Annotated in this window: 21 protein-coding genes and 1 riboswitch; of the genes, 15 read left to right on the plus strand and 6 right to left on the minus strand. The window is 72.9% G+C overall.

Annotation, left to right across the window (positions count from 1 at the left end; all coding sequences use genetic code 11):
- The first annotated feature begins 39 nt into the window (after window positions 1-39).
- Together whiG and IF47_RS0110455 are read left to right on the plus strand one after the other, a co-directional pair.
- Window positions 40-882, plus strand: coding sequence for an RNA polymerase sigma factor WhiG (gene whiG / locus IF47_RS0110450; RefSeq protein ID WP_031508297.1), 843 nt, complete (start codon window positions 40-42; stop codon window positions 880-882).
- A gap of 52 nt (window positions 883-934) precedes the next feature.
- Window positions 935-1,492 (plus strand): TetR/AcrR family transcriptional regulator, encoded by a 558-nt coding sequence (locus IF47_RS0110455; protein WP_031508298.1) that lies wholly within the window; start codon window positions 935-937, stop codon window positions 1,490-1,492.
- A gap of 49 nt (window positions 1,493-1,541) precedes the next feature.
- Here IF47_RS0110455 and IF47_RS27665 read toward each other — a convergent pair whose 3' ends face one another.
- Window positions 1,542-2,228 carry a murein hydrolase activator EnvC family protein gene (locus tag IF47_RS27665; protein WP_078591711.1) on the minus strand — a complete coding sequence of 229 codons (687 nt, stop codon included), beginning with the start codon at window positions 2,226-2,228 and terminating at the stop codon, window positions 1,542-1,544.
- A 384-nt stretch (window positions 2,229-2,612) separates the two neighbouring features.
- Between IF47_RS27665 and rpsB the strand changes: the two genes are divergently transcribed.
- The 9 genes from rpsB (at window position 2,613) to IF47_RS0110505 (ending at window position 12,564) form a co-directional block, all read left to right on the plus strand.
- Window positions 2,613-3,485: a 30S ribosomal protein S2 gene (rpsB, locus tag IF47_RS0110465; protein ID WP_031508300.1), complete on the plus strand. Its 873-nt coding sequence runs from the start codon at window positions 2,613-2,615 to the stop codon at window positions 3,483-3,485.
- Window positions 3,486-3,594: 109 nt separating this feature from the next.
- On the plus strand, window positions 3,595-4,431 hold the full coding sequence (gene tsf / locus IF47_RS0110470; RefSeq protein WP_031508301.1) for a translation elongation factor Ts: 837 nt from the start codon (window positions 3,595-3,597) through the stop codon (window positions 4,429-4,431).
- 184 nt (window positions 4,432-4,615) lie between these two features.
- A complete protein-coding gene (gene pyrH / locus IF47_RS0110475) occupies window positions 4,616-5,386 on the plus strand; it encodes a UMP kinase (protein ID WP_031508302.1) in 771 nt (256 codons plus the stop codon).
- A gap of 170 nt (window positions 5,387-5,556) precedes the next feature.
- A complete protein-coding gene (gene frr, locus IF47_RS0110480; RefSeq protein ID WP_031508304.1) occupies window positions 5,557-6,114 on the plus strand; it encodes a ribosome recycling factor in 558 nt (185 codons plus the stop codon).
- A gap of 14 nt (window positions 6,115-6,128) precedes the next feature.
- Entirely contained in the window at window positions 6,129-7,259 is a 1,131-nt protein-coding gene (locus IF47_RS0110485) for a phosphatidate cytidylyltransferase (protein ID WP_031508306.1), read from the plus strand.
- A 178-nt stretch (window positions 7,260-7,437) separates the two neighbouring features.
- Window positions 7,438-8,544, plus strand: a complete 1,107-nt coding sequence (rlmN, locus tag IF47_RS0110490; RefSeq protein ID WP_031508307.1) for a dual-specificity RNA methyltransferase RlmN — start codon at window positions 7,438-7,440, stop codon at window positions 8,542-8,544.
- Between the two features lie 44 nt (window positions 8,545-8,588).
- Window positions 8,589-8,723, plus strand: a riboswitch (TPP riboswitch).
- A complete protein-coding gene (locus IF47_RS0110495) occupies window positions 8,718-9,830 on the plus strand; it encodes a thiamine ABC transporter substrate-binding protein (protein ID WP_031508308.1) in 1,113 nt (370 codons plus the stop codon). Its footprint overlaps the riboswitch before it by 6 nt.
- A 56-nt stretch (window positions 9,831-9,886) precedes the next feature.
- Window positions 9,887-11,503, plus strand: a complete 1,617-nt coding sequence (locus tag IF47_RS0110500) for an ABC transporter permease (RefSeq protein ID WP_031508310.1) — start codon at window positions 9,887-9,889, stop codon at window positions 11,501-11,503.
- Window positions 11,504-11,505: 2 nt separating this feature from the next.
- Window positions 11,506-12,564, plus strand: coding sequence for an ABC transporter ATP-binding protein (locus tag IF47_RS0110505; protein WP_031508311.1), 1,059 nt, complete (start codon window positions 11,506-11,508; stop codon window positions 12,562-12,564).
- A gap of 35 nt (window positions 12,565-12,599) precedes the next feature.
- Here the strand turns inward: IF47_RS0110505 and IF47_RS0110510 are convergent, their stop codons facing one another.
- Together IF47_RS0110510 and IF47_RS0110515 are read right to left on the minus strand one after the other, a co-directional pair.
- Window positions 12,600-13,772: a hypothetical protein gene (locus IF47_RS0110510; RefSeq protein ID WP_031508312.1), complete on the minus strand. Its 1,173-nt coding sequence runs from the start codon at window positions 13,770-13,772 to the stop codon at window positions 12,600-12,602.
- The gene (locus IF47_RS0110515; protein ID WP_031508314.1) at window positions 13,754-14,488 is read right to left on the minus strand and encodes an ABC transporter ATP-binding protein; all 735 of its coding nucleotides are present in this window, start codon (window positions 14,486-14,488) and stop codon (window positions 13,754-13,756) included. The genes IF47_RS0110510 and IF47_RS0110515 overlap by 19 nt, the downstream gene beginning before the upstream one ends.
- A gap of 297 nt (window positions 14,489-14,785) precedes the next feature.
- Between IF47_RS0110515 and IF47_RS0110520 the strand changes: the two genes are divergently transcribed.
- The gene (locus IF47_RS0110520; protein WP_031508315.1) at window positions 14,786-16,234 is read left to right on the plus strand and encodes a gamma-aminobutyraldehyde dehydrogenase; all 1,449 of its coding nucleotides are present in this window, start codon (window positions 14,786-14,788) and stop codon (window positions 16,232-16,234) included.
- Between the two features lie 119 nt (window positions 16,235-16,353).
- Here IF47_RS0110520 and IF47_RS0110525 read toward each other — a convergent pair whose 3' ends face one another.
- Window positions 16,354-17,436, minus strand: a complete 1,083-nt coding sequence (locus tag IF47_RS0110525) for an adenosine deaminase (protein WP_425423572.1) — start codon at window positions 17,434-17,436, stop codon at window positions 16,354-16,356.
- A 431-nt stretch (window positions 17,437-17,867) separates the two neighbouring features.
- Here IF47_RS0110525 and IF47_RS30640 point away from each other — a divergent pair, with 431 nt between their 5' ends.
- Both IF47_RS30640 and IF47_RS28680 read left to right on the plus strand, forming a co-directional pair.
- Entirely contained in the window at window positions 17,868-18,191 is a 324-nt protein-coding gene (locus tag IF47_RS30640; RefSeq protein WP_051717400.1) for a DUF4190 domain-containing protein, read from the plus strand.
- A gap of 59 nt (window positions 18,192-18,250) precedes the next feature.
- Entirely contained in the window at window positions 18,251-19,102 is an 852-nt protein-coding gene (locus tag IF47_RS28680; RefSeq protein ID WP_031508319.1) for a hypothetical protein, read from the plus strand.
- On the opposite strand, the gene IF47_RS27680 is transcribed toward IF47_RS28680, so the two are convergent.
- Window positions 19,024-19,659 (minus strand): phosphatase PAP2 family protein, encoded by a 636-nt coding sequence (locus IF47_RS27680; RefSeq protein WP_245641072.1) that lies wholly within the window; start codon window positions 19,657-19,659, stop codon window positions 19,024-19,026. The two genes, IF47_RS28680 and IF47_RS27680, sit on opposite strands and share 79 nt — an antisense overlap.
- A gap of 319 nt (window positions 19,660-19,978) precedes the next feature.
- Window positions 19,979-21,331, minus strand: a complete 1,353-nt coding sequence (gene gabT, locus IF47_RS0110545) for a 4-aminobutyrate--2-oxoglutarate transaminase (protein WP_031508321.1) — start codon at window positions 21,329-21,331, stop codon at window positions 19,979-19,981.
- Between the two features lie 209 nt (window positions 21,332-21,540).
- Between gabT and IF47_RS0110550 the strand changes: the two genes are divergently transcribed.
- Window positions 21,541-23,694: a hypothetical protein gene (locus tag IF47_RS0110550; protein WP_031508323.1), complete on the plus strand. Its 2,154-nt coding sequence runs from the start codon at window positions 21,541-21,543 to the stop codon at window positions 23,692-23,694.
- Window positions 23,695-23,839 lie beyond the last annotated feature (145 nt).

Genomic DNA, 23,839 nt, shown 5'->3' on the forward strand with positions numbered 1-23,839 from the left:
CACAGACCACAGTCACGGCAGAACGGCTCAAGACCACGCATGCCCCCCCACCACACTTCCGGGCCCGACCGCACGGCCACGGCAGAACCGACTGCGGCCGACGCCGCACGCCCTGCCCCGCCCAGATCGCTCGACGAGCTGTGGCGGTCGTACAAGTGCACGGGTGACGAGCGGCTGCGGGAACAGCTGATCCTCCACTACTCGCCCCTGGTCAAGTACGTGGCCGGGCGCGTCAGCGTCGGCCTGCCCGCCAACGTGGACCAGGCCGACTTCGTCTCCTCCGGGGTGTTCGGACTGATCGACGCCATCGAGAAGTTCGACCCGAGCCGCTCGATCAAGTTCGAGACCTACGCCATCACCCGCATCCGCGGAGCCATGATCGACGAGCTGCGGGCACTGGACTGGATCCCCCGCTCCGTGCGGCAGAAGGCCCGCGCCTTCGAACGCGCCCACGCCGCGCTGGAGGCGACCCTGCGGCGCACGCCGTCGGAGGCCGAGGTCGCGGACGAGATGGGCATCCCCCTGGAGGAGTTGCACGGCATCTTCAGCCAGTTGCCCCTGACCAACGTGGTCGCCCTGGAGGAGGTGCTCCACACCGGCGGGGAGGGCGGCGACCGCCTCAGCCTCGTGGACACCCTGGAGGACACGGCCGCCGACAATCCCGTCGAGATCGCCGAGGACCGCGAACTGCGGCGATTGCTCGCCCGCGCGGTCAACACCCTGCCCGAACGCGAGAAGACCGTGGTCACCCTCTACTACTACGAGGGGCTCACCCTCGCCGAGATCGGACAGGTGCTCGGGGTCACCGAGAGCCGGGTCAGCCAGATCCACACCAAGTCCGTACTGCAGCTTCGGGCCAAGCTGGCGGACGTCAGTCGCTGAATCGACACCCCATCCCTAAAGTGGGACCGTGCCAAGGATTCGAGCGGCCTCCGTGGCCGAGCACCGGAGGATGCAACGCGACGCCCTGCTGGAGGCGGCACGGTCCCTGCTGTCGGAGGGCGGCACGGAAGCACTGACCTTCCCCGCCCTGGCCGAACGCACGGGGCTGGCGCGCTCCTCCGTCTACGAGTACTTCCGCTCCCGCGCGGCCGTCGTCGAGGAACTGTGCGCCGTCGACTTCCCGGTCTGGGCGGCCGAGGTGGAGGCCGCCATGGAGCGGGCCGACACCCCCGAGGCGAAGGTCGAGGCCTACGTACGACAGCAGTTGGCCCTGGTCGGCGACCGCCGTCACCGAGCCGTCGTCGCCATCTCGGCCGGTGAACTGGACGCGGCCGCCCGGGAGAAGATCCGCGCCGCCCACGGCGGGCTGATCACCATGGTCGTGGACGCCCTGGAAGCCCTGGGGCACGACGAGCCCCGGCTGACCGCGGTCCTGTTGCAGGGCGTCGTGGACGCCGCGGTCCGCCGCGTCGAACTGGGCGCCGCGGAGGACCCGGAACGGATCACGAGGGCGGCGGTGTCGATGGTGCTCCGCGGCGTCGGGGGCTGAACCTCCCCGCCCCCGCCCCCTTTCGCCCCCTCTCCCTCCACCGGCCCCGTCACACGGGCGGGCCCCCGCCGCGCGGACGGACGTGACGGCGGTGGGCCCAGACCGCGACCACGGCCAGCGCCACCGCCCCCACGGCGGCGCCCGAGGGCCGGCGCCCGTCGGCCGCCGCCGGGCGCACCGCGCCGTCCCGCCCTCCCTCCGGCCCCTCGGGAAGCGGGACCCCCAACACCGGAAGCAGACGGGAGGGGCCACGACGCAACAGGGAGAGCGGGTCCAGGTAGACCTCGCCACGGCGCAGCCCCCAGTGGAGACACCCGGCTCGACAGTGGAACCCCTCCGCCTCCAACACCCCCACCACGTCGCCCGCCGCCACCGGGTCGCCCTCGCGGACACGTGCCTCGACCGGCTCGTACGTGGTGCGCAGTGGCGGCTCCCCCGTGGCCGCCAACTCGATCGAGACCACCCCGCGCCCGGCGACCCTTCCGGCGAACGAGACCCGGCCCGCCGCCAGCGCGCGCACCGGATCCCCCGGACGGGCCGCCAGGTCCACACCGCGGTGGCCCGCCGCCCACCGCACGGGTGGCGGCTCCCACCCGCGCTCCACCGCCCCCGGCACCGGCCGGACCCGTTCCACCCCGGCGCCCGGAGCGTCCCCGGGCGCCGCGCGGGCCGGAGCGGCCCCCGAGGCGAGGAGCGGCAGACACCACAGCAGCACCGCACAGAGTCGAAGTCCCATGAGCACAGGGTGACGGCCGGGGCCGTTCCGCGGGGATCGCGCCCGGAACCTGTGGACCACCGGCCGGTTGTGGACAAGTCCGTCACCCGACACGCCGATTCGCCCCCACGCCCGTCCGTGCCCGTCCGTGCCCGTCCGCGTCCGGCACGGGCCACGTCCGCGGCCCGTGCGTGTCGCCTGCCGGTTCCCGGTCCCGTACACTTCTGGTGCGATCCGGGTCACCGGGTCGACTTCGCACGTCCCGCCACCCCCGTATTCGGTGGCCGCGCACCTCGGTCCTCGGAGACGGTCCTCGGGCCCATCCGCAGGCACAGCGCGCCGGGGCGTCAGGCGCGGAGGTCACCCGGCCGCCGCGGACAACCGAGCATTCAAGGAGATACGGCCATGGCCGTCGTCACGATGCGGGAGCTGCTGGAGAGCGGCGTCCACTTCGGGCACCAGACCCGCCGTTGGAACCCGAAGATGAAGCGCTTCATCTTCACCGAGCGCAACGGCATCTACATCATCGACCTGCTCCAGTCGCTGTCGTACATCGACCGCGCCTACGAGTTCGTCAAGGAGACCGTCGCCCACGGCGGCTCCATCATGTTCGTCGGCACCAAGAAGCAGGCCCAGGAGGCCATCGCCGAGCAGGCCACCCGCGTGGGCATGCCCTACGTCAACCAGCGCTGGCTCGGCGGCATGCTGACCAACTTCTCGACCGTCCACAAGCGCCTGCAGCGCCTGAAGGAACTCGAGCAGATCGACTTCGAGGACGTGGCCTCCTCCGGCCTCACCAAGAAGGAGCTGCTGGTCCTCTCCCGCGAGAAGGCCAAGCTGGAGAAGACGCTCGGCGGTATCCGCGACATGCAGAAGGTGCCCAGCGCCGTCTGGATCGTGGACACCAAGAAGGAGCACATCGCCGTCGGCGAGGCGCGCAAGCTCAACATCCCGGTCGTCGCCATCCTCGACACCAACTGCGACCCCGACGAGGTCGACTACAAGATCCCGGGCAACGACGACGCCATCCGCTCCGTCACCCTGCTCACCCGCGTGATCGCCGACGCCGTGGCCGAGGGCCTCATCGCCCGCTCCGGCGCCGCCGGCGAGGGCAAGGGCGAGAAGGCCGCCGGCGAGCCGCTCGCCGAGTGGGAGCGCGAACTGCTGGAGGGCGACGCCAAGAAGGCCGCCGAGGCCACCGCCCAGGCTCCGGCCGAGGAGAAGGCCGCCGAGGGCGAGCAGCCGGCCGAGGCCGACAAGCCCGCCGAGCAGGCCTGAGCACGCAGCACGGTGGTACGGCCGGGGGCGGTGCCATGAGCGCCGCCCCCGGCGCGCACCCGTAGATCGATCCATCCTCATCGACTTTTCGAGAAGAGATTCACCGACCATGGCGAACTACACCGCCGCTGACGTCAAGAAGCTTCGCGAGCTCACCGGCGCCGGCATGATGGACTGCAAGAAGGCGCTGGACGAGGCCGAGGGCAACGTCGACAAGGCCGTCGAGATCCTCCGTGTCAAGGGTCAGAAGGGCGTCGCCAAGCGCGAGTCCCGCACGGCCGAGAACGGCGCCGTCGTCTCCCTGATCGCCGACGACAAGAAGTCCGGTGTGCTGGTCGAGCTCAAGTGCGAGACCGACTTCGTCGCCAAGGGCGAGAAGTTCATCGCCGTCGCCGACGCGATCGCCGCCCACGTCGCCGCCACCTCCCCGGCCGACGTCCAGGCGCTCCTCGACTCCGAGATCGAGTCGGGCAAGACCGTCCAGACCTACGTGGACGAGGCCAACGCCGCGCTCGGCGAGAAGATCGTCCTGGACCGCTTCGCGCAGTTCTCCGGCGGCTACGTGGCCGCCTACATGCACCGCACCAGCCCGGACCTGCCGCCGCAGGTCGGTGTCCTGGTCGAGCTGGAGCAGGAGAACGCCGAGGTCGCCAAGGACGTGGCCCAGCACATCGCCGCGTTCGCCCCGAAGTACCTCTCCCGTGAGGACGTCGCGGAGGAGACCGTCGACAACGAGCGCCGCGTCGCCGAGGCCGCCGCCCGCGAGGAGGGCAAGCCCGAGCAGGCCCTTCCGAAGATCGTCGAGGGCCGCGTGAACGGCTTCTTCAAGGAGAACTGCCTCCTGGAGCAGCCCTTCGCGAAGGACAACAAGAAGACCGTCCAGAAGGTGCTGGACGAGGCCGGTGTCACGCTGAAGCGCTTCGCCCGCTTCCGCGTCGGCGCCTGACCCGCAACGCCGTACTTCCACGGCGGACCGGCCACACCCGGACAGGGTCGGCCACGGGGCCCGTCCTGGTGCGTCGCCCACGGACGGACGACCGCAGTTGTGACGAGGAGGCCATTGCCGTTTTCGGGAACCGAGAGGAACCACCGGCGATGGCCTCCTTACGCATGTGCACGAGGAGAGCAGCATGAAACAGGGCATCGACCCCGGAGGCAAAGCCTCCGACAAACACCGCAACCGCCGCCGCTTCCTGCTGAAACTCTCCGGTGAGGCGTTCGCGGGAGGTGGAGGGCTCGGAGTCGACCCCGACGTCGTGCACAAGGTCGCCCGTGAGATCGCCGCCGTGGTACGGGACGGCGCCGAGATCGCCGTCGTCATCGGAGGCGGCAACTTCTTCCGCGGCGCGGAACTCCAGCAGCGCGGCATGGACCGGGCCCGCTCCGACTACATGGGCATGCTCGGCACCGTCATGAACTGCCTCGCCCTCCAGGACTTCCTGGAGAAGGAGGGCATCGACTCCCGCGTCCAGACCGCCATCACCATGGGGCAGGTCGCCGAGCCGTACATCCCGCTGCGGGCCGTACGGCACCTGGAGAAGGGCCGGGTGGTCATCTTCGGCGCCGGTATGGGCATGCCGTACTTCTCCACCGACACCACCGCCGCCCAGCGCGCTCTGGAGATCGACGCCGAGGCACTGCTGATGGGCAAGAACGGCGTGGACGGCGTCTACGACTCCGACCCCGCCACCAACCCCGACGCGGTGAAGTTCGACGCCCTGGGGTACGGCGAGGTCATCGCCCGCGATCTGAAGGTGGCCGACGCCACCGCCATCACCCTCTGCCGGGACAACAAGTTGCCGATCCTCGTCTTCGAGTTGCTGGCCGAGGGGAATATCGCGCGAGCGGTGAAGGGTGAGAAGATCGGCACGCTCGTGAGCGACCAGGGCTCTCGGGCCTGACGCCCGCGTCGGCGCGACACGAATCCGTACGGCGGCGCGGCGCCCACGGCGCCGTACGGCAACTCCGTGCCGCACGATGGGCACGGTACGGGGATGGACAACAGCCTGCCGGTCGGACACCGTGCAGGAATCAGGGCTTTCCGGCTCAATCAGCGAACCAGGAGCACGTGGTGATCGAAGAGACCCTCCTCGAAGCCGAGGAGAAGATGGAGAAGGCGGTCGTCGTCGCCAAGGAGGACTTCGCCGCGATCCGCACCGGCCGTGCGCACCCTGCGATGTTCAGCAAGATCGTGGCGGAGTACTACGGCGCGATGACCCCGATCAACCAGCTCGCGTCGTTCTCGGTGCCCGAGCCGCGGATGGCCGTGGTCACTCCGTTCGACAAGAGCGCGCTGCGGAACATCGAGCAGGCCATCCGCGACTCCGACCTCGGGGTCAACCCCTCCAACGACGGCAACATCATCCGGGTCGTCTTCCCGGAGCTGACCGAGGAGCGCCGCCGGGAGTACATCAAGGTCGCCAAGGGCAAGGCCGAGGACGCCAAGATCTCCATCCGCAGCGTCCGTCGCAAGGCCAAGGAGGCCATCGACAAGGCCATCAAGGACGGCGAGATCGGCGAGGACGAGGGGCGCCGCGCCGAGAAGGAGCTCGACGACACCACCGCCAAGTACGTCGCGCAGGTGGACGAGCTGCTCAAGCACAAGGAAGCCGAGCTGCTCGAAGTCTGAGGGCTGCGATATTCGTGAATGACTCATCCTGGGGAGCGCCACCGCCGAGCGCCGGGCATCCCGGCGACTTCGGATACTGGAGCCCTCCCGAACAGAGGTACTCCTCCCCGCTTCACGCGGAGGTGGCGCCGGCACCGGCGGGTTCCGTGCACGACGGCGGCGATGCGTCGCAGACTCGGCGTATGCCCATTGTGCCCGACGCCCCCCGCGGTGACCAGGACGATCGTGACCATCGAGCGGCCGGGCGTCCGTCCGGAGGCCAGGCCTCCGACGGCGTCCCGTCCGAGCAGCAGACCGGTCCCGTGACCTCGGGCCGCGCGCGCGGCCGCAAGCGGGCCGGCCGCAACCTGCGCGCCGCGATAGGGGTCGGCCTGGGGCTGGGCGCCGCCGTCGTCGCCTCGCTCTTCGTCTACAAGCACGTCTTCGTCGGCGTGATCGTGGTCGCGGTCGTGGTCGGACTGTGGGAACTCACCTCCCGGCTCGCCGAGCACAAGCAGATCCGGGCCCCCCTGGTGCCGCTGGCGGTCGGCGGCGCGGCCATGGTCGTCGCCGGGTACGTCCGCGGTGCCGAGGGCGCCTGGGTGGCGGCGGCGCTCACCGCCCTCGCCGTGCTGGTGTGGCGGATGACGGAGGACCCCGAGGACTACCTGCGGGACGTCACGGCGGGTGTCTTCGCCGCCTTCTACGTCCCCTTCCTGGCCACCTTCGTCGCCATGATGCTCGCGGCCGACGACGGTCCGTGGCGGGTGTTCACCTTCCTATTGCTCACCGTCGTCAGCGACACCGGGGCGTACGCCGTCGGCTGGCGCTTCGGCCGTCACAAGCTCGCCCCGCGCATCAGTCCCGGCAAGACCCGCGAGGGACTGCTGGGAGCGGTGTCCTTCGCCATGGTCGCGGGCGCGCTGTGCATGCACTTCCTCATCGACGGCGGCGTCTGGTGGCAGGGTCTGCTGCTGGGGCTGGCCGTGGCCACCAGCGCGACCCTGGGCGACCTGGGCGAATCCATGATCAAGCGGGATCTGGGCATCAAGGACATGGGTGCCCTGCTGCCCGGCCACGGCGGCATCATGGACCGGCTCGACTCCCTGCTGCCGACCGCTCCCGTGGTCTGGCTGCTGATGGTGATCTTCGTCGGCGCGGGCTGACCGCCTTGCCGCCGACCGAGGGGCCCGCCGTCCACCCGGACGGCGGGCCCCTCGCCACGTCCGGGCCGTCCGTGGCCCGTCGCGGGGCCGGCCGCGGTGACGGGGACGGGCGGGGGTGACCGTGGTCGCCCCGATCCGGCCCGGGGCGCCGTGGTCGATCTGCGACACTGGACGGACCATGCCTGCACCCGGAGAACTCACCTTCGTCGCGCCGCGCGGGGCCGCCAAGCCGCCGCGGCACCTCGCCGACCTCACCCCCGCGGAGCGCCGTGAGGCGGTCGCCGCCATCGGCGAGAAGCCCTTCCGCGCCACACAACTCTCGCGGCACTACTTCGCCCGCTGCGCCACCGACCCCGCCGCCTGGACCGACATCCCGGCCGCCGCGCGGGAGAGGCTGGCCACCGAACTGATGCCCGAGCTGATGACCGTGGTGCGGCACGTCGCCTGCGACGACGGGGCCACCCGCAAGACGCTGTGGCGACTGCACGACGGGACGCTGGTGGAGTCCGTGCTGATGCGCTACCCGGACCGGGTGACCATGTGCGTCAGCTCGCAGGCCGGCTGCGGCATGAACTGCCCCTTCTGCGCCACCGGACAGGCCGGGCTGGACCGCAACCTGTCCACCGCCGAGATCGTCCATCAGATCGTCGAGGGCATGCGTGCCCTGCGCGACGGCGAGGTGACCGGGGGACCGGCCAGGCTGTCGAACATCGTCTTCATGGGGATGGGCGAGCCGCTGGCCAACTACAAGCGGGTCGTCGGCGCCATCCGTCGCCTCACCGACCCCGAGCCCGACGGCCTGGGCCTGTCCCAGCGCGGCATCACCGTCTCCACCGTCGGCCTGGTCCCGGCGATCCACCGCCTCGCCGACGAGGGCCTCAAGTGCCGGTTGGCCGTCTCCCTCCACGCCCCCGACGACGAACTGCGCGACACCCTGGTGCCGGTCAACACCCGGTGGAAGGTCCGCGAGGTCCTCGACGCCGCCTGGGAGTACGCCGAGAAGTCCGGCCGCCGGGTCTCCATCGAATACGCCATGATCCGCGACATCAACGACCAGGCGTGGCGGGGCGATCTCCTCGGCCGGCTGCTGGCGGGGAAGAGGGCGCACGTCAACCTCATCCCCCTCAACCCCACCCCCGGCTCCAAGTGGACCGCCTCCCGACCCGAGGACGAGCGGGCCTTCGTCGAGGCGCTGGAGGCACGCGGCGTCCCGGTGACCGTCCGTGACACCCGCGGGCAGGAGATCGACGGAGCCTGCGGGCAGCTCGCCGCCACCGAGCGCTGACGGCGAGGACGACCCTGGTACCGTAGCGATCGCACACAGTATCGACATACCGACAGGGGAGCGCGTACAGCGCTGAGAGTGCGGCACCGCCGTACCGGTCCCGTGGACCGGCCGGCGATCCGCAGACCCTCGGACCTGATCCGGTTAGTACCGGCGTAGGGAGTCAGCACAACGTGATCACGACGTTCCGGCGCGCCCTCGGCGTCGCCGCCCTCGGCACGCTCACCGTCTCCGCCCTGACGGCCTGCGGCGGTTCGCAGCCGTCCGACGAGGGGGAGGGGAAGAAGACCGTCACCCTGGTCGCCCACGACTCCTTCGCGGCCTCCGACGAGGTGCTGGAGAAGTTCACCGAGGAGACCGGCTACACGGTGAAGGTGCTGAGCGGCGGCGACGCCGGATCGGCCCTCAACCAGGCGATCCTCTCCAAGGACAACCCGCAGGGCGACGTCTTCTTCGGCGTCGACAACACCCTGCTCTCCCGCGCCCTGGACAGCGGCCTGTTCACGCCGTACGAGGCCGAGGGACTGGAGAAGATCCCCGCCGAGTACCGGCTCGACGACGAGAAGCACCGCGTCACCCCCGTCGACACCGGCGACGTCTGCGTCAACTACGACCGCGCCTGGTTCGACAAGCGCGGCATCGAACCCCCGAACACCCTGGACGACCTCGTCGAACCGGAGTACAAGGACCTCCTGGTCGTCGAGAACGCCGCCACCTCCTCGCCCGGTCTGGGCTTCCTGCTGGCCACCGTCGCCGAGTACGGGGACGGGGGCGCCTCCCAGGGCGAAGCCGCTGGGGGATGGGAGGGCTACTGGAAGAAGCTGAGGGCCAACGGCGTCGAGGTCGTCGACGGATGGGAGCAGGCGTACTACGACCGCTTCTCCGGCTCCTCCGGCGGCGAGAACGGCGGCGACCGCCCGCTGGTCGTCTCCTACGCCTCCAGCCCGCCCGCCGAGGTCCTCGACGCCGACCCCGCGCCCGAGCAGGCCCCCACCGGGGTGGCGACCGGCACCTGCTTCCGGCAGATCGAGTTCGCCGGACTCCTGTCCGGCGCGGACAACCCCGAGGGCGGAAAGGCGCTGCTGGACTTCCTGGTGAGCGAGACGTTCCAGGAGGACATGCCGCTGCAGATGTTCGTCAACCCCGTCCGCGAGGGCACCGAGCTGCCCGAGGTGTTCACCAGGTACGGCGAGACGATCCCCGACCCCCACACCGTGGAGCCGGAGCGGATCGCCGAGAACCGCGAGGCGTGGGTCGAGACGTGGACCTCGCTCGTCGTGAGGTGAGGAGCGGCCCCGGCACGGGAGGCGGAGCGCGCGGGACGGCCGTCCGGCTCGCCCTGATGGCCGTCCCGGCCGCGTTCCTCGCGCTGTTCTTCGCCTACCCCGTCGCCGCCATCACCGCCCGCGGCCTGTACGCGGACGGACGGTGGCACCCGGAGCGGTTCGCCGAGGTGCTCACCGACCCCGGCATCGGAGGCGTGCTGTGGTTCACGCTCTGGCAGGCGGCGGCCTCCACCGCGCTCACCGTCCTGTCGGCCCTGCCCGGCGCCTACGTCCTGGCCCGCTACGACTTCCCCGGCAGGCGGGTGGTGCGCGCGATCGTCACCGTGCCCTTCGTGCTGCCCACCGTCGTCGTCGGCTCCGCGTTCCTGGGGCTGCTGGGCCGCGGCGGCCTGTTCCACGAGTGGGGGACGCCGCCGGTCACCGGCCCCGTCGCGATCCTGCTCGCCCACGTGTTCTTCAACTACGCCGTGGTGGTCCGCGTGGTCGGAGGGCTGTGGGCACAGCTCGACCCCCGGCAGGAGGAGGCCGCCCGGATGCTCGGCGCGAGCCGCCTGGCCGCCTGGCGCACCGTGACGCTCCCCGCGCTCGCCCCGGCCGTGGCCGCCGCCGCCCTGACCGTCTTCCTGTTCACCTTCACCTCCTTCGGCGTCGTCCAGATCCTCGGCGGCCCCCGCTACGCCACCCTGGAGGTGGAGATCTACCGGCAGACCGCCCACCTGCTGGACCTGCCCACCGCCGCCGTCCTGACCCTGGTGCAGTTCGCCGCGGTCGCCGCCCTGCTGGCCTGCCACGCCCGCACCGTCCGCCGGCACCGCGGCACCCGGGGACTGGTCGACGCCGCCGGCACCGCCCGCCGCCCGCGCGGGGCACGCCAGTGGGCGCTGCTCGTCGCCGTCCTGTGCCAGATCGTCGTGCTGCTGGTCGTCCCGCTCGCCGTGCTCGTCGAGCGCTCCCTCCACGGGCCCGACGGCTACGGCCTGACCCACTACCGGGCCCTGGCCTCGACCGACGGCACCTTCGCGGTCGCCCCACAGGAGGCGATCGGCAACTCCCTCGCCTACGCGGCCGTCGCCACCTGCATCGCCCTGGTCATCGGCGGCCTGGCCGCCGTCGCGCTCACCCTCCCCGAGTCCGGCCGCCGGGTCGGGCGGCTGGTGCGCGGCTTCGACGCGCTGCTGATGCTGCCCCTGGGCACCTCGGCGGTCACCGTCGGCTTCGGCTTCCTCATCGCCCTCGACGAACCACCACTGGACCTGCGCTCGTCGTGGATCCTGGTCCCGCTGGCCCAGGCCCTGGTCGGCGTGCCGTTCGTGGTGCGGACCCTGCTGCCGGTCCTGCGGGCCGTGGACGACCGGCTGCGCGAGGCCGCGGCGGTGCTGGGCGCCTCGCCGGCGCGGGTGTGGCGCGAGGTCGACCTGCCACTGGCCCGCCGTGCGCTGCTGGTCGCGGCGGGCTTCGCCTTCGCCGTCTCCCTGGGGGAGTTCGGCGCCACCGTCTTCATCGCACGCGCCGACGCGCCCACCCTGCCCGTCGCCGTCGCCCGCCTCCTGGGGCGGGCCGGAGAGAGCAACTACGGCCAGGCGATGGCGCTCAGCACCATCCTGATGCTGGTGTGCGCGGCCGTCCTGCTGGCGTTGGAGAACGTCCGCACCGACCGATCGGGAGAGCTGTAGAGATGGCGGCACTGCGACTGGAGGCGGTCACCGTGCGCTTCGGCGACCGCACGGCCCTGGACGCGGTGGACCTCGACGTCGCCGAACACGAGATCGTCTGCGTGCTCGGCCCCTCCGGAAGCGGCAAGTCCACGCTGCTGCGGGCCGTCGCCGGCCTGCGGGAACCGGACGCCGGGCGCGTGTGGCTCGACGGACGCGACCAGCGGGGCGTCGCCCCGCACCGGCGCGGAGTGGGGCTGATGTTCCAGGACCACCAGCTCTTCCCCACCCGCGACGTCGGCGGCAACGTCGCCTTCGGGCCGCGCATGCACAAGGCGTCGCGTGAGGAGACGGAACGGCGGGTCGCGGAACTGCTGGACCTCGTCGGCCTCCCCGGCGCCCAGCGCCGCCCGGTCACCGCCCTGTCCGGCGGCGAGCAGCAGCGCGTCGCGCTCGCCCGCGCGTTGGCGCCCCGCCCGAGACTGCTGATGCTGGACGAGCCGCTCGGACAGCTCGACCGTTCCCTGCGCGAACGCCTCGTGATCGAACTGCGGCAGCTCTTCCGCCGGCTGGGCACCACCGTGCTGGCCGTCACCCACGACCAGGGCGAGGCGTTCGCCCTCGCCGACCGGGTGGTGGTGATGGACCGGGGACGGATCGCCCAGACCGGCAGCCCCGTCGAGGTGTGGCGGCGCCCCGCCTCGGAGTTCGTCGCCCGCTTCCTGGGCTTCGCCAACATCGTCCCGGCGACCGTGCGAGGGAACACCGCCGACACCCCCTGGGGCGAGGTGCCCGTACCGCCCGGCACCCCGTCCGGGCCGTGCACCCTGCTGATACGGCCCGCCGGAGTGCGGCCGGCGGAGGCCCCCGGGCGCGGACTGCCCTGCACCGTCACCGCCCGCACCCTGCGCGGCGGCGGCTTCTCGGAGCTCTCGCTGCTGCTCGACCCCGCCGACGGCCCCGCGTTGGAGGCCTCCTGCCCCCTGCGCGAGGCGCCCGAACCGGGCACGACCGTCACCGTCACCTTCGACGCCGACGACGTGGTCGTCCTCGGGCGGGGCACCGAGGACGGCGTGGCGTAAAGGCGGGCGGGGGACGGAGCGGGGGCACAGCCCCCTCAGCGCGCCGGCGACAGCGCGGCCAACTCCGAGACCAGCCAGGCCAACGGCACCAGCACGACCAGCAGCACCGCCACCCGCAGCGCCGCGGCGGCGCGCAGCGTCCCGCGGGAGGCGCCCAACCGGCGCAGGCCGTCGGTCGCGGACGCGCGGGCGGCACGGAACTCCGCCGCCGCGCTCAGCGCCGCGGCCACCGCGCACACCACGACCACCGCCGCGCCCAGCGCGGTGAGCGGCCCGACCTCGAGCCCACCGCCGGACGTCTCGTACAGCCGGGCCGCCGCCGGCGCGCCCGCGACCACCGCGCACAGCACCCCCAGGGAGTGGCCGACGCGCGGCGCCTCCTCCCGTAGCGCCCGGCCCGCCAGCAACCGCAGCGCGCCCGGCCGTCCCACGGCCAGCAGCAGCCCGCACAGGTGGACCAGCCCGGGGCCGGCGAGCCCCAGGCCCAGGGCGATCAGCAGCCAACCGCCGACGACCCCCGGACCGAGAGCGTCCAGGGGGCCCGGCCACGGCACCCCAGGCCCCGGGGGCGAGGCGATCCGGCCGGCGGCGTGGGTCTCCACGGCCAACCCGACCGCCATGACCGCCACCCCCCACGGCAGCCCCGCGGGCGCGGGCGGCGGCGTGCCGGGCAGCGCCACGGAGCGGGCGGACGGAAGCGCGCGCAGCCGGGTCGCCACCGCGCTCGCCCCGGCCGCGACCAGCGGCGGCACGGCCAGCAGCGTCGCCACGGCGGCTCGCGGCAGTTCCCGGTCGCCGCCCAGCAACTCCGCCGCGGCCCCGGCCAGCGGCGCGTCGCCCAGCCCGTCGCGCAGGTGGAGGAAGGCGGGCAGTGCCACCGCGCAGCCCACGGCGCAGGACAGGGCCGTGGACAACGCGGCCAGCAGCGGCAGCCGGGCGGGCCCCACGCCGACCGCGTCCAACCCCTCACGGGGGCGCACGCACGGGTCGGTGCGGGCCGCGGAGGCGGCGAACTGCGCACAGGCCAGCAGCGGCACCGCGCACCACAGCAGCCGGGACAGCGCCACGTCGGGACGCTCGGGATGGGCGACGGCGTAGCCCAACGCGCTCAGCAGGAGGAAACCCACCGCTCCGGCCATGCCGGCGACCAGCGCCCGACGCGCCAGAGCCGTGGGACGGAAGGTGCGGACTAGGCGGAGAACGAGCACGTCGCCCTGCCTTCCGGGTCGGTCGAGCCGGTCGGGACGTCGGCGCCGACCCGGCGGCCGTCCACGAGCGTGACCGTGCGGTCCGCCACGCCCGCCACCCGGTCCTCCGGACACGCCAGCACGACCGTGATCCGGTGCGAGCGGGCCGCGGTGGTCAGGGTGCGCAGCACCTGGGCGCGGTCGGCCTGGTGGAGCGGCGCGGTCGGCTCGTCGGCGAAGACCACGGTCGGGGAGTGCGCCAGCGCGCGGGCGATGGCCACCCGCTGTCGCTGCGCTTGGAGCAGCGCGCCCGGCCGCAGCCGGGCGCAGTCGCCGACGTCCAACCGCTCCAGCCACTCGCACGCGGCACGCCGGGCGGCGCGGTGACCGCTGCCCGCGAGCAGCAGCGGCAGCGCCGCGTTCTCCCAGGCGGTCAACTCCGGCAGGAGGTGCGGCTCGCTGCCGACCCAGCCGAACCGGTCGCGGCGCAGTCGCTCGCGGGCCGGCTCGGGGAGGGTGTGCAGCGGGACGCTGTTGAACCACACCTCGCCGCGTCCGGGCACCAGCCGTCCGGACAGACAGCTCAGCAGCGTGGACTTGCCGCAGCCGCGCGGACCGACGACGGCGAGGATCTCGCCCTCGCGGACCCCGACGGAGACGTCCCGCAGCGCGGGCGACCCCTCGTGCTCGTAGTGCAGTCCGCGTGCCCAGAGCAGGTCCTCGGGTGCAGCCACCATGACGGGCACCTCCGCTCGTCTTCGGGGTCGTGCCTCCCCCTGACCGGGTGAACGGGTGCCAGGGGTGTCGGTCACGAGAACGGTACGGACCGCGACCGCCGCGAAAGACCCCATCCGACGCGGGCGCGGCCCAGTTTCCACCGAATGGTCCTTCGGCCGGCCGCCGTCGGTGGGGTGTGTCACGGCGGTGCCGCGGCAGCGGATCGGAAGTCCTCGATGAGCGGGTATGTCGAAGAAGGACTCCGATGGTTAGGGTGGGTGTCTCATCTATCGGACAACTGGGCAGGAGGGCGCGAAGTGGCCACTGAACTGCGTCGGCTGCGCAATCACATCGGCGGGGAGTTCCGGGACGCCGCCGACGGGCGCACCATCGAGGTGGTGAACCCGGCGACGGGTGAGGCGTACGCGACGGCGCCTCTGTCGGGGGCCGCGGACGTGGACGCGGCGATGGCCGCCGCCGCGGAGGCCTTCCCGACCTGGCGTGACGCCACACCCGGAACCCGGCAGGCCGTCCTGCTCAAGATCGCCGACGCGATGGAGCGGCGGGGCGAGGAGCTGCTGGCGGCCGAGTGCGAGAACACCGGCAAGCCCCTGGAGCTGACCCGCACCGAGGAGCTGCCGGTCATGATCGACCAGGTCCGCTTCTTCGCCGGGGCGGCGCGGCTGCTGGAGGGCAAGTCGGCCGGGGAGTACATGGCCGGCATGACGTCGTTCGTCCGGCGCGAACCGGTGGGCGTGTGCGCCCAGGTCGCGCCGTGGAACTACCCGATGATGATGGCCGTGTGGAAGTTCGCCCCGGCCCTGGCCGCGGGCAACACCGTGGTGCTCAAGCCGTCGGACACCACCCCCGCCTCGACGGTGCTGCTGGCGGAGATCATCGGCGACGTGCTGAGGGAGATGGACCTGCCGGGCGGGATCTTCAACGTGGTGTGCGGCGACCGCGACACCGGGCGGCTGATGGTCGAGCACCCCACCCCGGCGATGGCCTCGATCACCGGGTCGGTGCGCGCCGGCATGGAGGTCGCCGGCAGCGCCGCCAAGGACGTCAAGAAGGTCCACCTGGAGTTGGGCGGCAAGGCGCCCTGCGTCGTCTTCGAGGACGCCGACATCGCCGCGGCGGTGGAGGGCATCCGCGACGGCGGGTTCTTCAACGCCGGACAGGACTGCACCGCGGCCACCCGCGTGCTGGTCCACGAGTCGGTCCACGACGAGTTCGTGGCGGCGCTGGCCAAGGCCGCCTCCGACGTCAAGACCGGGGACCTCTCCGACCCGGACTGCTTCTACGGCCCGCTCAACAACTCCACCCACCTGGAGAAGGTGGCCGGGTTCATCGAGCGTCTGCCGTCCCACGCGAAGATCGAGACCGGCGGCACCCGGGTCGGCGAGAAGGGCTACTTCTTCGCCCCCACGGTGATCTCCGGACTCGCGCAGGACGACGAGATCGTCCAGAACGAGGTCTTCGGCCCGGTCATCACCGTGCAGAAGTTCACCGACGAGGACCAAGCCGTGTCCTGGGCCAACGACGTGGAGTACGGGCTGGCGTCCTCGGTGTGGACCCGTGACCACGCCCGGGCGATGCGGATGTCCAGGGCGCTGGACTTCGGCTGCGTGTGGATCAACACCCACATCCCGCTGGTGGCCGAGATGCCGCACGGCGGGTTCAAGAAGTCCGGCTACGGCAAGGACCTGTCCGCCTACGGCCTGGAGGACTACACCCGCATCAAGCACGTCATGACCGCGTTCTGAGCCGACGTTCCGAGTCGACCCGGCCATCGGCCCGCGGCGCGTCGGCGCCGCGGGCCGACGCCTTTCCCGAGAGGAGCGGAGGGAGACCGAGGAGGGTCGGGGGCGGAAGCCCGCCCCGGTCAGGCGGACCAGGCGGCGAGATGGGCGTCGATCTCGGCGAGCAGGGACGCCTTGACGTGGTCGGGGGCGAAGGAGGCGGTCACCGCGTTCCTCGCCAGCGTCGCCACGCCCGCCGCGTCCAGCCCCAGCAGCCGGGCGGCGATCTCGTACTCGGTGCACAGGTCGGTGCCGAACATCGGCGGGTCGTCGCTGTTGATCGTGACCAGGACGCCCGCCTTGACCATCTCCGTCACCGGGTGGTCGTCCAGCGACGGCACGGCGCGGGTGGCGAGGTTGGAGGTCGGGCAGACCTCCAGCGGAATTCGGTGCTCCGCCAGGTACTCCAGCAGTCTCGGATCGCGCGGGGCGCTGGTGCCGTGGCCGATGCGTTCGGCGCGCAGGAAGGTCAGGGCGTCCCAGATCGTCTCCGGGCCGGTGGTCTCGCCGGCGTGCGGGACGCTGTGGAGGCCGTCGGCGATGGCACGGTCGAAGTACGGCTTGAACTGCGGGCGCGGCACCCCGACCTCCGGACCGCCCAGCCCGAAGGAGACCAGGCCCTCGGGGCGCAGGTCGCACGCCAGTCGGGCGGTCTCCTCGGCGGACTCCAGCCCCGCCTCGCCGGGGATGTCGAAGCACCACCGCAGGACCACGCCCAATTCGCTCTCGGCCGCTCGGCGGGCGTCCTCGATCGCCTCCATGAAGGCGACCTCGGGTATCCCGCGCCGCGTCGAACTGTAGGGGGTGACCGTCAGCTCCGCGTAGCGGATGTTCTGCCGGGCCATGTCCCGGGCGACCTCGTACGTCAGCAGCCGGACGTCCTCGGCGTCGCGGATCAGGTCCACCACGGACAGGTAGACCTCGATGAAGTGGGCGAAATCACGGAAGGTGAAGTACTCCGCGAGCGCCTCCGGGTCGGTCGGGACCGCCGGGTTCGGGTGTCGGGCGGCCAGCTCGGCGACGATGCGGGGGGAGGCGGAGCCGACGTGGTGGACGTGCAGTTCGGCCTTGGGGAGACCGGCGATGAAGGCGGACAGGTCGCCGGGTCCGGTACCGGTGCCGGGATTGGACAAGGTTCCTCCAGACGGATGCGGGAGCGCGGCCATGGTAGGCCGGGCACCGGGGCGCCGCGCACGCGAGAAAACCGGTCCGCCCTCGCGCATACGATGGCCCAACGCGTCATGAGGAGGGGGACATGCCAGACGAACGGACAGCGCCGTGGTACGGAGGGCCGGGCGACGGCCTCGGGAAGGGGGACACGGGGGGTGGGACCGGCGCGGCGGGCGGTCGCATCGCCGACCAGCCGACCGTGACGGCGCTCCCCTCCGCGGGCGGACCGCCGAGCCCGTACGGGCCCGCGCCGCATGCACCCGCGCCGCATGCACCCGCGCCGCATGCACCCGCGCCATACGGACCCGGGCCGTACGGACCCGGGCCGGGGGGACAGCACGGTCACGGGTACGGCCCCGGTCCCGGCCCCGGCTGGGTACCGCCTCCCCCGCCGCCGTCGACCAGCGGCATCTGCGTCGCGGCGCTGGTGCTCGGCGTCGTCGGCGCCTTCCTGGTCACGACCATCTACTTCGCGGCCCTCGCCGTTCTCGTCGGTCCCGTCGCCATCGGGCTGGGGATCTCGGCGCGCCGCAGGGTCAAACGGGGCGAGGCGCACGGCAGCGGCCCGGCCACGGCCGGGCTCGTCCTGGGGATCGTCTCCACCGTGATCGGCGCCGTGGTCGTCGGGCTGATCGTCCTCGTCCTCGCCCTCGGAGGCGGCGGGGAGAGCGGTGACGATTGGAGGGAGGACGACGGCACCTTCCACGCCCGGCCCGTGGCCGGAGCCGACCGGAATCCGGACAGGGGGTGATGACCGGGACATGACCGTCCCCTCTAGGCTGGAGACTCCTGTGGAGGAGGCCTTCCGTGATGCCCGAGAGACACCCCGACCCGTTCACCGCCCCCGACCCGTACCGTTCGCCGTACGGGACGCCCCACGGAACCACCTGGGGCGGGGCGTACGGAACGCACGGGGCGTACGGTCGGGCGCCCGGCCCACGGCCGCGCAACGGGCTCGGCCTGGCCGCGCTGATCACGGGAGCCGCCGGAGCCGCCACGGGGCTGACGGTCCTCCTCAGCCCGCTCGGGGCGGTGCTCGGCGTCGTGGCCGTGGTCCTGGGCGTCCTCGGACTGCGGCGCGTCAAGGCGGGCGCGGCCGACAACCGCGGGCAGGCACTGGCCGGACTGTGGACGGGCACGGGCGCGGTGCTGGTCTCGGCGGCGCTGTCGGTGGTCCTGGTCGTCGCCGTCATGGACCTGTTCACCTTCATCCGGGTGACCTCCCCGGCCGGCACCGCCGACAGACCGGCCGCCGCCGGTGAGACCGTGGTCTACGACGACGGGTTCACCGTCACGGCCGCCTCGGTGACCGCGGAGGACGGCGGCGAGCCCGGAACGGAGCCGTTGCGCGTCGTCCTCGCGCTCACGCTCGCCCACGACGGGGTGGAGACGGCCGATCTGCGGGACGGCGACCTGGAGATCCACCTCGACGGCGTCCGGGTGCCCGTCGACGCCGTCTCCCGCCCCACGTCCGCCCCGAAGGAGTTGGCGCCCGACGAGCGGACGACGGTGGAGCTCGCCCTGTGGGCGCCGAGGGGCACGCAGATCGTGAGCCTCGACTACGCCCCCGGCCTCGACTACGACTACGGCTTCTGGGCGTTCGACCTGTCCGTCCCGGACGGCGCGGAGGAACCCGACGGGGTCACGACCGTCTCCCTGTGACGGAAGCCGGCCCGGGCGGCCACCAGCAGCGGCACCCCCAGACACCACCCGGCCAGCACGTCCAGCGGCCAGTGGTACCCCCGCCACACCAGGCCCGCGCCCACCGCGGCGCACACCACCGCGGCGGCGGCCGGCAGCAGGCGCCGCATCCGCGCGCGGACGTGCGGCAGCACCAGCAGCACGGCGCCGCCGTACGCCACCGCGGCCGTCGCCGCGTGTCCCGAGGGAAAGTACTCCGTGCCGCCGAGCGGACCGGGCCGGTCGGTCAGGGCCTTCAGCGGCGCCACCACGGCCGGTACGGCGGCCATGGCGAGGGCTGCCGCCAGGGAGGGCCGCCACCGGCGACCGCGCAGCCCCGCGTACAGCAGCGCCGCCGCCAGGACGGGCAGCGCGACCTCCACGTTGCCCAGGTCGGCGAGGAACTCGGCGAACGGGGTCGGCGGGGCGTCCGCCCGCAACCGGCGGGCCAGACGCTCGTCCGAGTCCGCCGCCGGACCCTCGGTCACCACCTGCCAGGTCGCGACGGCGAAGACCAGCAGCGGCGCCAGGACCGCCACGGTCGCGGGGCGGAGGAGGGACGGGGCGGAAACACGAGACGGCGACCCCGGAACAGGGGGGAGGGTTCCGGGGTCGCCGTGACGACCGGTCACCGCGCGCCCCGGGGGGTATGGGGCGGGCGGCCGTCCGATCGGTGAGGAGTGTGCGCGAGGGCACAGCCGGGCCGGAGAAGGGGAATCACCGGCTCGGCACCGTCCACGGTCACCCGCGGACGGAACACTGCGTTCTTCCGATGAAGACCGTACGACAGGCGACGGACGGCGGACAGGCGTGTCACCGCAAGGCCATGGCCCTCGCACACATTCTTCACGCGGCTCCTCACTTCAGGCCGGCGAAGGCCTCCTCCAGCACGTCCAGGCCCTCGTTCAGCAGATCCTCGCCGATGACCAGGGGCGGAAGGAAGCGGATCACGTTGCCGTAGGTGCCGGTGGTCAGGATCAGCACACCGGCCTGGTGGCAGTGCTTGGCGACGGCCGCGGTGACCTCCGGGTTCGGCTCCTTGGTGCCCGGCTTGACCAGCTCGATGGCGATCATCGCGCCCCGGCCGCGGACCTCGCCGACGACGTCGAACTTCTCCTGGAGCGCGGTCAGGCGACCCTTCATGATCTCCTCGATGCGCTTGGCCTTCGCGTTGAGGTCCAGCTCGCGCATCGTCTCGATGGCACCCAGTGCGGCGGCGCAGGCCACCGGGTTGCCGCCGTAGGTGCCGCCCAGACCGCCGCCGTGCACGGCGTCCATGATCTCGGCGCGGCCGGTGACGGCGGCCAGCGGCAGACCGCCGGCGATGCCCTTGGCGGTGGTGATCAGGTCCGGGACGATGTTCTCGTCCTCGCAGGCGAACCACTGGCCGGTGCGGCAGAAGCCGGACTGGATCTCGTCGGCGATGAAGACGATCCCGTTGTCCGCGGCGAACTGCCGGATCGCGGGCAGGAAGCCCTTGGCGGGCTCGATGAAACCGCCCTCGCCCAGGACCGGCTCGATGAGGATGGCGGCGACGTTCTCGGCGCCGATCTGCTTGGTGATCTTGTCGATGGCCTGCTCGGCGGCCTCCTGGGCGCAGTTCTCCGGGCCGGTGGGCCAGCGGAAGGGGTAGGCCACCGGCACCCGGTGGATCTCGGGCGCGAACGGGCCGAAGCCGTGCTTGTAGGGCATGTTCTTCGCCGTCAGCGCCATGGTGAGGTTGGTGCGGCCGTGGTAGGCGTGGTCGAAGACGACCACGGCCTGGCGCTTGGTGTACGCGCGGGCGATCTTCACGGCGTTCTCGACGGCCTCGGCGCCCGAGTTGAACAGCGCGGACTTCTTCTCGTGGTCGCCGGGGGTGAGCTTCGCCAGCTCCTCGCAGACCTCGACGTAGACCTCGTAGGGGGTCACCATCGCGCAGGTGTGGGTGAACTGCTCAAGCTGGGCGGAGGCGCGGCGCACCACGGCCTGGGCGCTGTTGCCGACCGTGGTCACGGCGATGCCGGAACCCAGGTCGATGAAGGAGTTGCCGTCGACGTCCTCCACGACGCCGCCCCCGGCACGCACCGCGAACACCGGCAGAGTGGTGCTGACGCCCCCCGCCACGGCCGCCTGCTTGCGGGCCATCAGCTCCTGCGACTTCGGCCCGGGGATCGCGGTGACGACGCGGCGCTCCTGGGAGAGGCTGGGGCCTCCGGACAATTCGGTCATGGCGGGCTCCTCGGTAGGAAGGGGTGCTGCTCCTTCGCAGGCTAGGGCGGGGAAAACGGTGTCGGCATGCACCGCCGCGGAGAAGTGTCCGTGCCGTGTTGGCCACGGTGGACATGGCCGGTTCCGTGGGGCGGTCAACTGCCCGGTGTGGAGACTAGATTGGGACGGTGGACGGGCGAGGGAGTGCCGGACGAGGAGCAGGGCGGCGGATGGTCGGCTACGGGGCGCACGGGGCAGGGGACGCGCGGGACTCGCGGTGGGCCCGGGGAGGGGCGGAGGCCGTGCCGGCGATGCCGCCGGTCCCCCCGGCTCCTCCGGTCCCCCCGATGCCGAGGCGGGCGCCCGCGGCCGGTCCCTCCCTGGAGGATTGGCTGCGCACGCCGCGACCCGAGGCCGAGCCGGGCGTCTGGCGGTACGGGCACCGGCCGAAGCCGCCGGAGGACCCCGAGCGGCTGGACGACCGGCAACTGCTGGGCGGCGCGGCGCTGGCGCTGCTGTGCGGACTGTTGGTGTGGTCGCTGAACTACAACGGCTACCTCCCTCCGCTGATGTGGCCGCTGGACTGGTTCACTCCCGATTCGTGGAAGGGCGACGAGGTCTTCGTCACCGCCGCGTACGTCTACTACGCCCTCCTCGCGGCCCTGCTGGCGTGGATCTTCGGTCGGATCGGCCGCTGGGGCGAGGTGTGGCGGCGCCACGTGCGTCCGCGGCTGTTCGGGACGGATGCGGGTTCCGGTCCGGTCGCCGCACCGACCGTGCCCGAGGGCGGGCCCGCCGACCCGGTCCTCTGGCCCCACCTGCGGGCCGCCGGCGAACACGCCGCCGCCGACCGGCTGACCGCGGAGATCCACGCCGGACGGATGAACGACGTGGACTACGCCCGGATCGACCGCGCCTGGCAGTCGGTGCGGGCCCGGCCGGACCACCTGCCCGCCTTCGCCGAGGCCGTGCTGAGCCGGGGCGCCACCGCCTTCGTCCACCCCTCCGGCGCCCGGGACCTGCCCGCGCGGGCGGCCCGTCACGACCTGCTGACCGGACAGGTGCGGTTGGGGTCGGCGCCCGACGAGGACCGCAACCCGTACGCCTACCGGGGCGTCTTCCTCGCCCTGGAGCCCGCGCTGCTGAGCACCTCGCTGCTGGTGGTGGGGCCCTCGGCCGCCGGGAAGACCAGCCGCGTGGTGCGCCCCGTGGTGGAGTCCCTGGCGCTCCAGGCGCTCGCCGGACGGGCCGCGGTGGTCGCCGTGGGCGCGGCGGGCGCCGGGCTCGGCCCCGACGACGCCTATGACGTGGTGATCCGGCTCGGCGACCCCGACTCGGCCCACGACCTCGACCTCTACGGCGGCACCGACGACCCCGACGAGGCCGCCGCCGTCCTGGCCGAGGCGCTGGTCGGCGACGCCCCCACCGGCCCCGGCGGTCAGGGGAGCGAGGCCGACACCCGTCGCGCCGCCACCGCGCTCGCCCAGCTCATCGGCCCCTACCGGACGGCCCACGGCCGCTTCCCGCCGGTGCCCGAACTGCGCGAACTGCTGGACGGGGTGCCGGTGGCGCTCGCCACGCTGCGCCAGGCGTGCGAGGCCGTCGGGGACGGCGCCGCCCTGCGCGAACTGGACGCGCGGGAACGCCAGTCGGGACGCCCCGGCGATCCGGGGCCGCTGCTCGCCGACCGGATCGCGCTGCTGGACCGGCCCGCGTTCGCCGGGTTCTTCGGCACCGGCGGCACCACCCGCCCCTTCGCCATGCGGGACCTGGAACACCCGCTGCGGGTGCGGATCGACCTGCCCGAGCACGGGCACGCCGAGGCGTCCCGGATGCTGGCCCGGCTGTTGCTGGCCCAGTTCACCACCCGCGTCCGCGCCCGAGACGAGCGTTCGCTCTTCGCCTGCCTGGTGCTCGACGACGCCGCGCACACCCTCACCCCCGCCTCCGTGCGGGCGATCCAGCGGTTGCGGACGGCGAACGCGGGCGTGGTGCTGGGCCTGCGCGGCCTGGACGAGGTGCCCGAGCCGCTGCGCGCGGCGGCGGTCGGGGCGGTCGGCTGCCGGGTGGTGCTCTCCGGCGTGAACACCTGGGACGGCGAGGTGTTCGCGCAGGCGTGGGGCCGGGAGTGGGTGAAGACCGAGGACGTCACCCACAACCCCGACTTCTCCGGGGGGCTGCTCCGGCGCGGGGTGCGCGGCGTCCGCACGCTGTTCACGGGAGTGCGGGCGACGACGAAGTCGGTCACGGTGCGCACGGTGCAGCGCGAGCGGTGGTCCGCCTCCGACCTCGCCCACAAGGTGCCGCCGGGGCACGCGGTGGTGTCGCTCACCACGGTCCGCGGCGAGGCGAGCCCGCCGGTGCTGACCAGGCTCGGGGGTTAGCGGGAGGCGGCGGAAGCCTCGGCGGGGACCGCACCGGCGGTGAGACCGGGCCGGCGACCGGAACGACGACCGGGGCAACAGGGGAGCACAGGGCGCAGAGGGGGCGCGCGAGGGCGCGTACGGCTGTACGGTTAGGCATAGTTCG

The organism is Streptomyces megasporus, from assembly GCF_000718985.1.
GTDB lineage: Bacteria > Actinomycetota > Actinomycetes > Streptomycetales > Streptomycetaceae > Streptomyces > Streptomyces megasporus.